Consider the following 13100-nt stretch of genomic DNA (forward strand, 5'->3'; position numbering starts at 1 on the left):
CTGTCCATAATGGCAACAAGTTCATCCCGGTGTTCGTATCGGAAAATATGGTTGGCCACAAGCTTGGGGAGTTTGCTCCCACGCGAATTTTTCGGGGCCATGCCGATAAGAAGAAGATTCGATAGAGATGGAAGGTAAAGCCAGAGCGCGCTATCTCCGTCAGTCACACCGCAAGATCAACCGGGTGTTGAATCTGGTTCGGGGGCAGGACGTGAATTACGCCTTGAATGTGCTTCATTTTTCTCCTACCAAAGCCTCTGAGTTCATTGAAAAGGCCCTTCATTCAGCCATTGCTAACGTCATGAATGCTCCGGAGGCCAAGGAAGTGGATGTAGACAACCTGTATGTGAAATCGGCTTATGTCGATGCCGGCCCTACTTTCAAACGCTGGCGGGCGCGAGCCATGGGCCGTGCAACTCGGATCCTCAAACGAACCAGTCACCTGACGGTAATCGTAGCAGAAAAGGGATCCTGAGGCAAGAGCGGGAGCGAAGGCAGTGGGGCAGAAAACCAATCCGATTGGGTTCCGACTAGGGATCAATAAGACCTGGCTGTCTACCTGGTTTGACGAACAGGATTTCGCCGACAAGCTGAATGAGGACATCATCCTGCGTCGATATATCCAGCATCGCACGAGCAATGCTGGCGTCTCCAGAATGGAGATCAGTAGAACCCCGAAAAAGGTCACGATCACCATTCACACCAGTCGTCCTGGAATTGTCATTGGCCGAGGTGGGGAAGAAGTGGAACGGCTCCGAAGTGAAATACATCGCCTCGTGGGGAAGGAAGTACAGCTGAACGTGAGTGAAGTTAAACGACCTGAGCTGGATGCTCGTTTGGTTGGTGAGAGTATTGCCCAACAATTGGTCAAGAAGATTTCTTTCCGTCGGGCTGCTAAGAAGTCCATCCAATCTACGATGCGCATGGGTGCTGAGGGCATCCGAATTTGTCTCGCAGGCCGGCTAGGTGGTGCGGAAATGAGCCGCACCGAGACGTTCAGAGAGGGGCGTGTGCCCTTACATACCCTGCGGGCAGATATCGACTATGCCATGGTGGAAGCAAACACCACGTACGGTAAAATCGGTGTCAAGGTATGGATCTGTAACGGCGAGATGGCCTCAAAAAGCGCTATGTTTAAAAGTTAGATATGCTGGCACCTCGAAAAGTCAAGTTTCGCAAGCCCCATAGAGGTAACCGGAAGGGAATGGCTTCACGGGGTGATGCCGTTGCTTTCGGCACGTATGGCCTGAAGGCGTTGGAGAATGGGTGGATTACGAGCCGGCAGATTGAATCCGGTCGTATCGCCATTGCTCGAAAAATTCGGAAGTTTGGCCGCATGTGGATCCGCATCTTTCCAGACAAGACTATCACTCAGAAGCCTGCTGAGACCCGCATGGGCAAGGGTAAGGGGGCGCCCGAGTATTGGGTCTGTGTAGTGAAGCCGGGCCGGATTCTTTTTGAGATTGAGGGTGTTAGCGAAGAACTGGCAGCAGAAGCATTCCGACTCTGCGCGCATAAATTGCCAGTTAAAACCAGGATGGTTACCCGCAGGGAGGCAGCGACGTGATCCGGGAAGAACTATTAGCTATGTCGGTGGATGACCTGCGCAAGCACCTCCAGGAAAAAGAAGCCGAACTGACCAACCAACGATTCCAGAAAGCGCTGCAACAGTTGGAGAAGTCCCATGAAATTCGCCGAACTCGTCGCGAGATTGCCCGCATCAAGACGATGTTACGGGAATATGAACTTGGACATCGAGTGGAGAAAGCAGGGTAGCCAATGGTGACGAGCCACTCCACTCGAAGGCGACTGACCGGCGAGGTAGTAAGCAACAAAATGGACAAAACGGCTGTTGTCCGGGTAGTCCGTCGGTTCGCTCACCCTGTATATAAAAAGTACGTGACCAGGACCAAAAAGTATTATGCCCATGATGGGGAGAATATCTGCCAGGTGGGAGATCAGGTGATCATCGAAGCCTCCAGGCCGCTGAGCAAGCTCAAGCGTTGGCGAGTACTAGAAGTGACTCAATCTGTTACCGGTGCTGAAGTTGAGGTTGAGGTGTGATCCAGCAGGAATCGCGGTTGAAAGTGGCAGACAACACCGGTGCCAAAGAGGTGTTGTGTATCCGGGTGCTCGGTGGATCGCACCGCCGCTATGCCAGTATAGGGGACCTGATCGTGGTGACGGTCAAGTCCGCCATACCTGGTGGTATGGTGAAAAAGGGTGAGAAATCGAAGGCGGTGGTGGTACGGACTAAAAAAGAGGTTCGCCGGTCTGACGGCTCCTACATCCGTTTTGATGAAAATGCCGCCGTGTTGCTCAATCAGGTTTTAGAACCCCGAGGGACCCGTGTTTTCGGTCCGGTGGCCAGAGAGCTGCGGGATAAAAGATACATGAAAATCATATCATTAGCCCCTGAGGTAATCTGAAAATGAAAATCAAAAAAGGTGATACTGTCAGAGTTATTTCGGGAAACTACCGTGGGAAGACTGGCAAGGTTCTCAAGGTTTTTCCCAAACGGAATCGGGCTATCGTAGAAGGCATCAACTATATCAAACGCCATTCCCGGCCGACCCAGACCAATCCCCAGGGCGGGATCATCGAGCGCGAGGCATCAGTTCACCTCTCCAACCTGATGCTGATAGTAAGTAACACTCCCACACGCGTGGGTTATACGCGTCTGGAAGACGGCAGGAAAGTAAGGTTCGCCAAGAAAGTGGGCGAAACGGTTAATGAGTAAGTCTAATGATGGCAAAGGCCAAAGCTACGCGTAGCGAGAATGACTATGTCCCACGGCTGAAGCAGCTGTACCGGGAAGAGATCATTCCTGCGCTTCAAAAGCGTGTTGGATACAAGAACATTTGGCAGGTACCGCGGCTTGAGAAGATTATCCTGAACATGGGACTCGGCGGTGCCAAAGAAGATGCCAATATGCTCAGGAGTGCCTTGGAAGATCTGGCGGTTATCAGCGGGCAGAAGGCCGTGGTGACCTACGCTAAGAGGCCCATCTCCAACTTTAAGATCCGGGCCGGTGATCCTGTGGGTGCCAAAGTTACTCTCCGGGGAGAGCGCATGTATGATTTCTTGGATCGCCTTTTAAGCTTGGCCGTGCCCCGTATCAGGGATTTTCGGGGCCTGTCGAATCGGTCCTTTGACGGCCGGGGTAACTATAGCTTTGGAATAGATGAACAGATCATTTTCCCGGAGATTGACTACGACAAGATAGACAAAATCCGGGGTATGGATATCATCGTGGTAACGACCGCCAATACAGATGAAGAAGCCTATGAGCTGCTTTGGGCCTTCGGTTTCCCGTTTCGTCCCCGGCCCGCGGCCCAACCGCCCACTGAAGGAGTGACAACGTAGTGGCGCGCAAAGCATTGATTGTCAAATCCAAGAAGGAACCCAAGTTTTCAACTCAGCAGTACAACCGCTGCACCAATTGTGGTCGTTCACGGAGTTACTTGCGGAAGTTCGGATTGTGCCGGATCTGTTTCCGGGAGATGGCGTTGCAGGGTGTCATTCCCGGCATTACCAAGGCCAGTTGGTAGGAGTTTAGATATCCATGTCTGATCCTATTGCCGATCTACTTACCAGGATTCGAAACGCACAAAAGGCAGTCAAGCGTTGGGTGGATGTCCCCTCCTCCAATCTTAAGAAGCGGATTTGCCTGATTTTAAAGGAAGAACATTTCATCCGGGATTTTATACTGGTAGCCGATGACAAACAGGGAATGCTCCGTATCTTTCTCAACTATGATCCCAAAGGTGAGCCAGTGATTGAAGGGATCAGGCGCATTAGCCGTCCTGGTCGCCGGGTATACACTGATGTAAATAATCTACCCCGGGTCAGGGAGGGATTGGGGATCGCTATTCTCACCACCTCTAAAGGGGTGGTTTCCGATAAAATAGCCCGCCGTCTGAATGTGGGTGGTGAAGTTCTATGTCACGTATGGTAAAGCCTTATGTCGCGTATCGGTAAGCAACCTATCTCTTTGCCAGAAGGGGTTACCGTCGAGATTGGCGATCGTCGGATTACGATTAAGGGGCCGAAGGGGAATCTTTCATACACCTATGAAAAAGGAGTCTCTGTCACCCAGCAGAATGGGGAGCTCTTGGTGACTAGAGCTTCTGATGAGAAGTACCATCGGGCCCTGCACGGCCTGACCCGCGCATTATTGGCCAATATGGTTCAGGGTGTGAGCAGCGGCTTTTCCAAGCAGCTGAACTTAGTAGGCATTGGCTTCACGGCCGAGCAGAAAGGTTTAAATGTACTGCTCCACCTGGGTTTTTCGCATCCTATTTACTTCCAAGCACCGCCGGGGATTGAACTGGAGGTAACCAATAAGAACACATCCGTAGTGGTGAGGGGAATTGATCGGCAGCTAGTAGGACAGGTGGCTGCGAAAATTCGATCCCTGCGCAAGCCTGAACCATATAAGGGCAAAGGGGTGCACTATCATGATGAAGTCATCCGCCGCAAGGCTGGAAAGACCGTCAGTGCGAAGGTTTAATTAGGGCTATGATAAAGTCCCATACAAAGAAGCTGGAGCTGCAGCGGCGCCGGCGACTACGGGTGAAAAGCAAGATTGACCGCTATGCCGGTAAACCACGGTTGGTGGTTACCCGCTCGGCTAAGCATATTACCGGACAGGTAGTGGATGATCTGGCCGGCCGTACTCTGGTATCTGCCTCCAGCGTTGAAAATGCCCTTGCTGATGAGGTGCGAACGGGCACTAACAAGACGGATGTGGCCAAGCGAATCGGCCTTGTGCTCGGTCGCCGGGCAGCGAAGAAGAAAATCAAGGATGTGGTCTTCGACCGCGGCTCTTATCTTTATCACGGTAGAGTTAAGGCGTTTGCAGACGGGGCTCGTGAAGGCGGCTTGAATTTTTAATTGGTCTTGATATGGCGATTAATCCAACAGAATTGGATCTTAAAGAAGAGAGTCTCATCCGTGTCAACCGGGTAGCGAAGGTGGTCACCGGTGGTCGGAGGTTCGGTTTCAATGCTATTGTGGCTGTGGGGGATGGCCAAGGCCACGTGGGTATCGGGTTCGGCAAGGCCAACGAAGTGGCTGCTGCTATCGGAAAGGCTCGCGAGAATGCCAAGAAGAACCTGTTCAGAGTGCCGGTGATTAATGGCACGCTGCCCCACGCGATGACGACTAAGTTCGGTGCCAGCAAGGTAATGCTAAAACCAGCGGCTCCGGGTACCGGTCTTATAGCCAGTGCGCCGATACGGGCGGTCCTCGAACAAGCCGGTTATACCGACGTACTGACTAAGTGCACTGGATCAACCAATGCTCTCAATGTCGTCCGGGCAACAGTCAAGGCTCTCCAATCGATGAAGGATGCTATTGCAGTAGCTCGCAAGCGGGGAATATCGGTGAAGGAGCTATTCGGCTAATGGTGGGCAAGGCGAAAAAACTGAAGATTACGCAGATTAAGAGTGGTATCGGCTATGCTCGCCGAACTAAGGATAATCTCCGGGCCCTGGGTATTCACCGGATGCATCAGACGGTAATGAAACCCGATAATCCGGCGATTCGCGGTATGATCGCACGGGTTCGGCACCTGGTGGAGGTAGAAGAGGTATGAGCCCCATTATCCCGCTGAAGCCGTCCAGGGGCTCGCGGTGTGGTCGTAAGCGGCGTGGCCGCGGGCGTGCCTCAGGACTGGGAAAGACAGCTGGGCGCGGACAGAAAGGATGGCATTCACGGTCTGGCTCCAAGCGGCCAGCCTGGTATGAAGGGGGCCAGATGCCCCTCCAGCGTCGGATCCCCAAGCGCGGATTCTCCAACGACCGCTTCCGATCAGAAATGCAGACCGTAAACCTCGAGACCATCGCCAACCTGAACCTGGATAAGGTAGACCCGGCGATCTTGCAGGAACGGGGTATCATCAAGCGGAAGGACATACCGGTGAAGGTGCTGGGTGATGGTGAGCTGTCGGGTGCCGTTGAGGTGGCCGCTCATCAATTCAGCCGTACAGCAAGGGAGAAGGTCGAAAAGTCCGGTGGGAAGATAGTGGTTCTATCTTAGGGAACAGTCGCCTGATGATCGAAAAATTTACTACCAGTTTCAAGATCCCCGAGCTGCGACGGCGTATCCTATTCACTTTGGCACTACTATTTGTCTTTCGAATTGGCGCTCATGTACCCATACCGGGCATCAATAGCGAAGCGTTGGCTGCCGCCATGCAGGGCTTCGCCAATACCCTGTTGGGGCTGTACGATATGTTCAGCGGGGGAGCCTTTGCCCAGGCTACCGTGTTCGCCCTGGGGATTATGCCCTACATCACCGCCTCCATCATCATTCAACTCATGGGAGCTGTCGTACCCTATTTCCAACGCTTGCAGAAGGAGGGCGAAGAAGGTCGCAGGAAAATCACTCAGCTGACTCGCTATGGGACCGTGGCGATATCGGCTATCCAGGCCTATAGTGTGGCTCACTTACTCCAAGGATTGGATACTCCCGTTGGGAATGTGGTCCTTAATCCCGGCATCGGATTCCAGATGATGACGGTTCTAACCATTGTCACCGGGACTATCTTTATCATGTGGCTCGGGGAGCAGATCACCGAACACGGTATCGGCAACGGTATTTCTCTCATTATCATGGTGGGGATTCTCTCACGGGCACCGAATGTACTGCTCACGGAAATAACCCTGATCAACCAACAACTGCGGAACATACTTCTGGATGTCATCCTTCTTGGCATCATGATCATCATCGTAGGATTGGTGGTGGGTCTGACTCAGGGTACCAGGCGAATTCCGGTCCAATATGCCAAGCGTGTGGTGGGACGTAAAGTCTATGGGGGCCAGACCACTCATATCCCACTGCGAATCAATACGGCCGGCGTGATGCCGATTATCTTCGCCCAGGCCATCATGTTCATCCCCAGCACATTAGGAACCGCTTTCCGGGAAAGTGTGTTTATCCAAGGCTTAATGAGCTTTTTCTCCATCTACCATCCCATCTACTGGATCATATTTGGGATTATAATTATTTTTTTCACTTATTTTTATACCGCCATCGCCTTTAACCCGGTGGAGGTGGCGGATAATATGAAGAAGCAGGGTGGTTTTATCCCTGGGGTTCGGCCGGGTAAAAAAACTGCTGAGTTTATTGACAACATTCTGACCCGCGTTACCCTGCCTGGTTCAATTTTCCTGGCGCTGGTAGCCATTTTCCCCTATGTGCTGATGAAAGCCACGGGGATTAATTACGATCTGGCAAGTTTCTTTGGGGGGACCAGCCTTCTGATTGTTGTGGGTGTCGGATTGGATACCCTTCAACAGATTGAGAGTCATCTGTTGATGCGGCACTATGATGGATTTTTGAAAAGCGGCCGGATTAGGGGGCGCCGGCGCTTCTAGTCGCTAAAGAGCCCTATGATCCACGTACGCAGCCCACGGGAAGTCGACAAGATTCGACAGAGTTGCCGCATCGTTGCTGAAACGCTCCAGTTAATAGCGGCCATGATCAAGCCTGGCATTACCCCGCAAGAGCTTGACGTCGCTGCCGAGAAATACATTCGGAACCAAAAGGCGGAGCCGGGCTTTAAGGGGCTGTATGGCTATCCGGCTACCTTGTGTGTTTCCGTTGAGGATGAGGTGGTCCACGGGATACCTGATAACACCCCTCTGGAGGAGGGCCAGATAGTCAGTATCGATGTGGGGGCGCTAAAGGATGGCTATTATGGCGACCACGCGCGCACGTTCGCTATTGGCCAGGTCGATGAGACTCACCAACGGCTGATGACCAGAACGAGGGAATGCCTTGACCTGGGCATCGAGGCGGCGGTAGCGGGTAGTGCCGTTGGAGATATTGGCAATGCCGTACAGCAACATGCTGAAAGTGCGGGCTTTGGTGTGGTACGAGAGTTGGTGGGGCATGGCGTCGGTACCTGTTTGCATGAGGAACCCCAAATCCCCAACTTCGGGCGACCGGGATTTGGCGCCATCTTGCGGGAAGGCATGTGCCTGGCTATTGAGCCGATGATCAACATGGGTAGCAAAGATGTGTACACGCAGGATGATGGTTGGACCGTATGCACCGTGGATGGAAAGCCTTCGGCACATTTTGAACATACTATCGTTATAACCCCGAATGGTCCGGAGGTGTTAACGGAGTACGAAACAGTCTAACGTTATGGTAAAAGAAAAGGGAATCCAGGTAGACGGCACTATCGTGAAGACGCTTCCCAACGCCACCTTTAGAGTGCGTCTGGAGAATGGTCACGAGGTCTTGGCCCACGTCTCCGGCAAGATGCGGATGCATTTCATCAAGATTTTGCCGGGGGACACGGTCACGGTCGAGCTCTCGCCGTACGATTTGACCCGAGGGCGGATCATCTACCGTTATAAGTAGACGCCATATTGACGAGGAGAGTGATGAAAGTACGGGCATCGGTGAAAAAGATCTGTTCGAAATGCAAGGTGATTCGCCGCGGAGGTGTAGTGCGGGTGATCTGCGTCCATGGGCGACACAAGCAGCGGCAGGGATGAAAGTCCGTCAACTGAGGGGAGGACAATAGCCTATGGCTCGAATTGCCGGGGTAGACCTACCCCGCAACAAGTCTGTGGAATATGCGCTGCCCCATATCTATGGTATTGGCCATTCGCGTTCACGCCAGATTCTCGCAGAAGCCGAGGTACCCTTCAGCACCCCGGTCCGCGATCTTACTGAGCAGCAAGTAGTAGCGATTCGTAACCTCATTGCCGAAAAGCACAAGGTGGAAGGTGAGCTGCGCACGGAAGTGAACATGAATATCAAGCGCCTCATGGATATTGGCTGCTATCGGGGCCTGCGCCACCGGCGCGGTCTGCCGGTCCATGGTCAGCGGACCCATACCAACGCGCGCACCCGGAAAGGGCGCAAGCGTGGAATTGGCACTCGCAAGTAATGCGCTCAGTACAAGCATAGCGCAGAAGGAGCTGAAAAACTTTGCCAGCAAGACCAACGGGACGCAAGAAGAAAAAGAAAGTCCTGGTAGAGCCTGAGGGCATTGCCCATATTAAGGCCAACTTCAACAATACCATCGTCACGCTGACGAACAGGTACGGCAATGTCATTTCGTGGGCCAGCGGCGGTACCAGCGGGTTCAAGGGCTCCCGCAAAAGCACCCCCTTCGCTGCCCAGCAAGCGGCTCTGCAAGCCGCCAAGGAAGCGATGGACCTGGGCTTGACCACCGTAGAGGTTCGGGTCAAAGGACCAGGGGGTGGGCGGGAGGCCGCCATTCGTTCACTGCAGGTGGCGGGCCTGGATATCAGCGCTATCAAAGATGTAACGCCCATACCGCATAACGGCTGTCGTCCGCCAAAACGTCGTAGAGTATAGGGGGATATCTGAAGCAATGGCAAAGTACCTGGGACCACGAGGTAAAGTCGTCCGGCGATTGGACTATCCTGTCTTTGAACCGTCCAAATTTGCCTCACCGAAGAAGAATTATCCTCCCGGGCAACATGGCAATACCCTTCGGCGGAAAATGTCCACTTACGGACTCCAGCTGCGTGAGAAGCAACGGATGAAGCATTTATATGGCCTCCTTGAGCGCCAGTTCAGAAACTATTTCCGGAAGGCGGCGGCTCAGGGTGGTCCAACGGGGCATAACCTATTGACCATGTTGGAGTCGCGTCTGGATAATACCCTTTACCGTTTGGGTTTCGCGTCCACGCGGCGAGCTGCCCGCCAGATGGTCAATCACAAACACTTCCTGGTTAACGATAGAGTGGTCAATATTCCCTCCTATCAGCTTAAGCCGGGTGATGTGATCAAGGTCCGGGAAAAGAGCAAGAGAATGGGAATCGTCCACAATGCAATGCGGCGCATTACCGATGACAATCAAATGCCCTGGCTCGATTTGGACAAGGGCAAGCTCACCGGCGTTTTTTTAGCCAAGCCCCAACGCAATGAGATACCGGAAGAGGTAAATGAGCAACTCGTGGTGGAGTTGTATTCCAAGTAACGTATGCGGGAAGGAAGTTTGAATGGCTGGTAAGAATAATCAGTACGATCTGAAAATTCAGGAGCATGACGACCGCCATGCGACCCTTGTCGTAGAGCCCCTGGAACGAGGCTATGGAATCACCCTTGGGAATGCTATGCGTCGGATACTACTGACCGCCATCCCCGGCGCTGCTATTACCTCCATTAAAATAGATGGTGTGCTCCATGAATTCTCCACGGTTTCAGGCATAATTGAGGATATGGCTGACATCATACTGAACCTTAAGCAGGTAAGGTTTAAACTGAATGAATTGAAGCCTGATCCAGTAACCGTGGTACTGTCTGGTGAAGGTTCCATCAAGGCTGGCGTAATAGGTAAGGAGACGGACCAATTCGAGGTTCTCAACCCTGATCTGGAAATCTGCACCCTAAACGGTGAGAAAGAGGTCAAGATTGAAGTTCGTGTTAGCCGGGGCAAGGGATATGTCGCCGCCGAGACCAACAAGTTCCCCGATGCCCCCATTGGTACTATCTTTCTGGATGCCATATATAACTCGGTGACATCCGTGACTTTCGATGTACGGCCTCTGCCGGCCTCAAAGATCCAGGAAGAACGCCTTACCCTGGATGTTCACACCGATGGCTCCACCACTCCCAAGGATGCCGTGAACTATGCAGCTATGTTGCTTCGCGGGCTGGCTGATATTTTCACCTTTGAGGAGTCGGCCCCTATCGCTGAGGTGGAAGATAAAATCAATGATAGGGACATCCAGCTGCGTGCCCTGCTGAAGAAGAGCATCGACGAGATGGAACTGTCGGTCCGTAGCCATAACTGTCTGCAGGCTGCCGGTATTAAGACTATCTATGAACTGGTGACCAAGGAAGAGAACGAGATGCTCAAGTTTAAGAACTTCGGGCGCAAGTCTCTTACCGAGCTACAAGAGAAGTTGGGTGAGATGGGGCTCTATTTCGGTATGAGAATTGCATCCAGCCTCATTGAGAATTAGCTGCGTCGGAGGCGCCATGCGACATCTGAAAAGGGGTCGAAAGCTCAACCGCACCGCCAGCCACCGTCAAGCTCTCATGCGTAACCTGGCCTGCGCACTGGTTATCCATAAGCGAATTCAGACGACCGATGCCAAAGCCAAGGAACTGCGCGCTTTTATAGAACCCCTGGTTACCTTCGCCAAGCAGGGTACCCTTCACGCTCGCCGGCAGGTATTGAAAGCATTGCCCGGGAAGCATGGTCAGATGGTCACGTCTATCCTCTTCAACGAGATTGCGCCGCGGATGGCTGACCGACCCGGTGGCTACACCCGGATCACCAAGCTCGGTAACCGCACCAACGACCGGGCGCCGATCTCCTTGATTGAGTTGGTAGACATTGCTCCCGCCCCGGTGGAAACTACCGAAGAGAAACCCAAACGCGAGAAGAAATCCAAAGCTTAAGGCGGCGTTTGGCAGGATCATAGTCAGCGGCGAATTCTTGGAAACCCCCCTCCCCAGGTTCTGGAAGGTAGCTGTAGTGGCTACCTTTTTTGTATCACTCACCGGAGTCCTTGGTGATGAACTGGAACCCCTGTTGATCAAAGGCCTGTGGATTGTGCGGGAGAGTATGGTGGACCAGGAGGAGATTGAGGCGGCCCTCACTTTCGCCCGGGAAAGCGGTTTTAACCATGTCTTTGTCCAGGTGAGGGGCCGGGGCGATGCCTATTACAACTCGCTACTGGTTCCCAAGAGTCCCCTTGTTCGTGACAGCCGGTTCGATCCGCTGGCGTATGCGGTCACACGGGGACATGAGCTGGGCTTGAACGTTCACGCCTGGGTGACCACTTACCTGCTCTGGTCTGCCCGGGTACCTCCTGAAGCTGGCAACCATATCTATCGGATGCATGCCGAGTGGCTGGAAGTGGATGCTATGGGAGATGCCCATGTAGATATCGATCTGGGCGCTCCCAGGAACAGCTCCTTTGAGGGGATCTTCCTCTCGCCGATTCATCCGGAGGTCAACGAATACCTCCAGGCCGTCTTTACGGAGCTTCTCCTGAATTACAGCATCGATGGCCTTCACCTGGACTACTGCCGCTTTCCGGACATAGAATACGGCTACAATGAGGAGGGATTAGGGGTGTTCCGCAGCCGATACGGCTTTGATCCCAGGGATATAAACACCCTTTCAAATCTAGCGGCGGATAGCGGACTGGAGCAGGCTCAGGACGAGAAGTTGAAGAGCTGGAATGACTATCGCCGCCAGAAGGTTACCGATCTGATTACGGCCCTGCATGCGGTCATCACCCTTAGCGGCAAAGAGGTGCTGCTCACAGCGGCGGTAAAGCCGAACCCTAATGTGGCGCGCCATAAATATTACCAGGACTGGCTGCAGTGGCTCCGGAATGGAATCCTCGACTACGCCCTCCCTATGAACTACATCCCTGACTTCGATGAGTACATGGCGAATCTGACCGTTATTTCCGACTCGCTTGCGGAGCGTATGCGCAAGCGGGTGATTATGGGCGTGGCCACCTATAACCAGGACGCCCCGGCCACGGCGGAAAAGATCCGGGCCGCCCGGCTGTACGGCTTCAAGGGCATCTGTGTCTTCTCTTACGACGTCTATAAGGTCAACCTGGCCCGGTTCGGGCCCATCCTGGAGGTGCTCCGGTAGACACCAGGGCCCTTCGGCTAGCTCAGGACAGGCCCCCCTCGACTGACCCTTCAACTGGTTCAGGGCATAGCTCAGGGCAAGCTTCGATCCCGACCCAGAGTTCGGGACTCAGGGCAGGTTTTATATTGAACAACCTGTTGTAATGCCGTAACCTTGGCGGTTGAACACCGATTGATTGTAAACTATAGTTAGACGCCATGGCAGCCCCTGAGGTCGTTCTGGAACTGATCGAGCGCTTCGAGCGCAACCGGGAGGCCTACCGCTCGGGGGCCTACCTTGAATCCCAGGTGCGGGTGGAATTTATCGATCCGCTTTTCAAGGCGCTGGGGTGGGACATCTACAACGAGGCGGGGAACGCGGAGGCCTACAAGGACGTGGTGCACGAGGACGCGATCCGGGTGGGCGGGGCGCACAAGGCGCCGGACTACTGCTTCCGCGTCGGCGGGACGCGCAAGTTCTTCCTGGAGGCCAAGAAGCCGTC

At 53.5% G+C, this 13100-nt stretch carries 27 protein-coding genes; all 27 read left to right on the forward strand.

Annotation, left to right across the window (positions count from 1 at the left end):
- On the forward strand, positions 1 to 125 hold a 125-nt coding region (locus ACETWG_09265; GenBank protein MFB0516773.1), incomplete at its 5' end, for a ribosomal protein S19 family protein.
- Positions 126 to 127: 2 nt separating this feature from the next.
- The gene (rplV, locus tag ACETWG_09270) at positions 128 to 475 is read left to right on the forward strand and encodes a 50S ribosomal protein L22 (GenBank protein MFB0516774.1); all 348 of its coding nucleotides are present in this window, start codon (positions 128 to 130) and stop codon (positions 473 to 475) included.
- 22 nt (positions 476 to 497) lie between these two features.
- Positions 498 to 1145 carry a 30S ribosomal protein S3 gene (gene rpsC, locus ACETWG_09275; protein MFB0516775.1) on the forward strand — a complete coding sequence of 216 codons (648 nt, stop codon included), beginning with the start codon at positions 498 to 500 and terminating at the stop codon, positions 1143 to 1145.
- A gap of 2 nt (positions 1146 to 1147) precedes the next feature.
- A complete protein-coding gene (rplP, locus tag ACETWG_09280; GenBank protein ID MFB0516776.1) occupies positions 1148 to 1567 on the forward strand; it encodes a 50S ribosomal protein L16 in 420 nt (139 codons plus the stop codon).
- Positions 1564 to 1776: a 50S ribosomal protein L29 gene (gene rpmC, locus ACETWG_09285; GenBank protein MFB0516777.1), complete on the forward strand. Its 213-nt coding sequence runs from the start codon at positions 1564 to 1566 to the stop codon at positions 1774 to 1776. Before rplP ends, rpmC begins: the two co-directional genes overlap by 4 nt.
- A 3-nt stretch (positions 1777 to 1779) precedes the next feature.
- The gene (rpsQ, locus tag ACETWG_09290; protein ID MFB0516778.1) at positions 1780 to 2064 is read left to right on the forward strand and encodes a 30S ribosomal protein S17; all 285 of its coding nucleotides are present in this window, start codon (positions 1780 to 1782) and stop codon (positions 2062 to 2064) included.
- Complete coding sequence (gene rplN, locus ACETWG_09295) at positions 2061 to 2429, forward strand: 50S ribosomal protein L14 (protein MFB0516779.1); 369 nt, start codon at positions 2061 to 2063, stop codon at positions 2427 to 2429. The genes rpsQ and rplN overlap by 4 nt, the downstream gene beginning before the upstream one ends.
- A gap of 2 nt (positions 2430 to 2431) precedes the next feature.
- The gene (gene rplX / locus ACETWG_09300) at positions 2432 to 2740 is read left to right on the forward strand and encodes a 50S ribosomal protein L24 (GenBank protein ID MFB0516780.1); all 309 of its coding nucleotides are present in this window, start codon (positions 2432 to 2434) and stop codon (positions 2738 to 2740) included.
- Positions 2741 to 2748: 8 nt separating this feature from the next.
- A complete protein-coding gene (gene rplE / locus ACETWG_09305) occupies positions 2749 to 3366 on the forward strand; it encodes a 50S ribosomal protein L5 (protein ID MFB0516781.1) in 618 nt (205 codons plus the stop codon).
- A complete protein-coding gene (locus ACETWG_09310) occupies positions 3366 to 3551 on the forward strand; it encodes a type Z 30S ribosomal protein S14 (protein ID MFB0516782.1) in 186 nt (61 codons plus the stop codon). Before rplE ends, ACETWG_09310 begins: the two co-directional genes overlap by 1 nt.
- An 8-nt stretch (positions 3552 to 3559) precedes the next feature.
- A complete protein-coding gene (gene rpsH / locus ACETWG_09315; protein ID MFB0516783.1) occupies positions 3560 to 3958 on the forward strand; it encodes a 30S ribosomal protein S8 in 399 nt (132 codons plus the stop codon).
- Positions 3959 to 3964: 6 nt separating this feature from the next.
- Entirely contained in the window at positions 3965 to 4513 is a 549-nt protein-coding gene (gene rplF / locus ACETWG_09320) for a 50S ribosomal protein L6 (GenBank protein ID MFB0516784.1), read from the forward strand.
- Between the two features lie 8 nt (positions 4514 to 4521).
- A complete protein-coding gene (rplR, locus tag ACETWG_09325) occupies positions 4522 to 4896 on the forward strand; it encodes a 50S ribosomal protein L18 (GenBank protein ID MFB0516785.1) in 375 nt (124 codons plus the stop codon).
- 11 nt (positions 4897 to 4907) lie between these two features.
- Positions 4908 to 5408, forward strand: coding sequence for a 30S ribosomal protein S5 (gene rpsE / locus ACETWG_09330; protein MFB0516786.1), 501 nt, complete (start codon positions 4908 to 4910; stop codon positions 5406 to 5408).
- Positions 5408 to 5599, forward strand: a complete 192-nt coding sequence (gene rpmD / locus ACETWG_09335) for a 50S ribosomal protein L30 (GenBank protein ID MFB0516787.1) — start codon at positions 5408 to 5410, stop codon at positions 5597 to 5599. Before rpsE ends, rpmD begins: the two co-directional genes overlap by 1 nt.
- Positions 5596 to 6042, forward strand: a complete 447-nt coding sequence (gene rplO, locus ACETWG_09340) for a 50S ribosomal protein L15 (GenBank protein ID MFB0516788.1) — start codon at positions 5596 to 5598, stop codon at positions 6040 to 6042. Before rpmD ends, rplO begins: the two co-directional genes overlap by 4 nt.
- A 14-nt stretch (positions 6043 to 6056) precedes the next feature.
- Positions 6057 to 7382 (forward strand): preprotein translocase subunit SecY, encoded by a 1326-nt coding sequence (gene secY / locus ACETWG_09345; protein ID MFB0516789.1) that lies wholly within the window; start codon positions 6057 to 6059, stop codon positions 7380 to 7382.
- Positions 7383 to 7397: 15 nt separating this feature from the next.
- Positions 7398 to 8153, forward strand: a complete 756-nt coding sequence (gene map, locus ACETWG_09350) for a type I methionyl aminopeptidase (protein MFB0516790.1) — start codon at positions 7398 to 7400, stop codon at positions 8151 to 8153.
- A gap of 4 nt (positions 8154 to 8157) precedes the next feature.
- The gene (gene infA, locus ACETWG_09355; protein ID MFB0516791.1) at positions 8158 to 8376 is read left to right on the forward strand and encodes a translation initiation factor IF-1; all 219 of its coding nucleotides are present in this window, start codon (positions 8158 to 8160) and stop codon (positions 8374 to 8376) included.
- A 23-nt stretch (positions 8377 to 8399) separates the two neighbouring features.
- Entirely contained in the window at positions 8400 to 8513 is a 114-nt protein-coding gene (rpmJ, locus tag ACETWG_09360) for a 50S ribosomal protein L36 (GenBank protein MFB0516792.1), read from the forward strand.
- A 32-nt stretch (positions 8514 to 8545) separates the two neighbouring features.
- Positions 8546 to 8911 carry a 30S ribosomal protein S13 gene (gene rpsM / locus ACETWG_09365; protein MFB0516793.1) on the forward strand — a complete coding sequence of 122 codons (366 nt, stop codon included), beginning with the start codon at positions 8546 to 8548 and terminating at the stop codon, positions 8909 to 8911.
- A 41-nt stretch (positions 8912 to 8952) separates the two neighbouring features.
- Positions 8953 to 9345 (forward strand): 30S ribosomal protein S11, encoded by a 393-nt coding sequence (gene rpsK, locus ACETWG_09370; GenBank protein MFB0516794.1) that lies wholly within the window; start codon positions 8953 to 8955, stop codon positions 9343 to 9345.
- Positions 9346 to 9361: 16 nt separating this feature from the next.
- Entirely contained in the window at positions 9362 to 9973 is a 612-nt protein-coding gene (gene rpsD / locus ACETWG_09375) for a 30S ribosomal protein S4 (GenBank protein MFB0516795.1), read from the forward strand.
- 22 nt (positions 9974 to 9995) lie between these two features.
- Positions 9996 to 10961 (forward strand): DNA-directed RNA polymerase subunit alpha, encoded by a 966-nt coding sequence (locus ACETWG_09380; protein ID MFB0516796.1) that lies wholly within the window; start codon positions 9996 to 9998, stop codon positions 10959 to 10961.
- Between the two features lie 16 nt (positions 10962 to 10977).
- Complete coding sequence (rplQ, locus tag ACETWG_09385; GenBank protein MFB0516797.1) at positions 10978 to 11403, forward strand: 50S ribosomal protein L17; 426 nt, start codon at positions 10978 to 10980, stop codon at positions 11401 to 11403.
- 76 nt (positions 11404 to 11479) lie between these two features.
- On the forward strand, positions 11480 to 12619 hold the full coding sequence (locus tag ACETWG_09390; GenBank protein MFB0516798.1) for a glycoside hydrolase family 10 protein: 1140 nt from the start codon (positions 11480 to 11482) through the stop codon (positions 12617 to 12619).
- 197 nt (positions 12620 to 12816) lie between these two features.
- Positions 12817 to 13100: restriction endonuclease subunit M (locus ACETWG_09395; GenBank protein ID MFB0516799.1), on the forward strand; the 284-nt coding region annotated here is incomplete at its 3' end.

It is taken from the genome of Candidatus Neomarinimicrobiota bacterium (genome assembly GCA_041862535.1).
GTDB lineage: Bacteria > Fidelibacterota > Marinisomatia > SCGC-AAA003-L08 > TS1B11.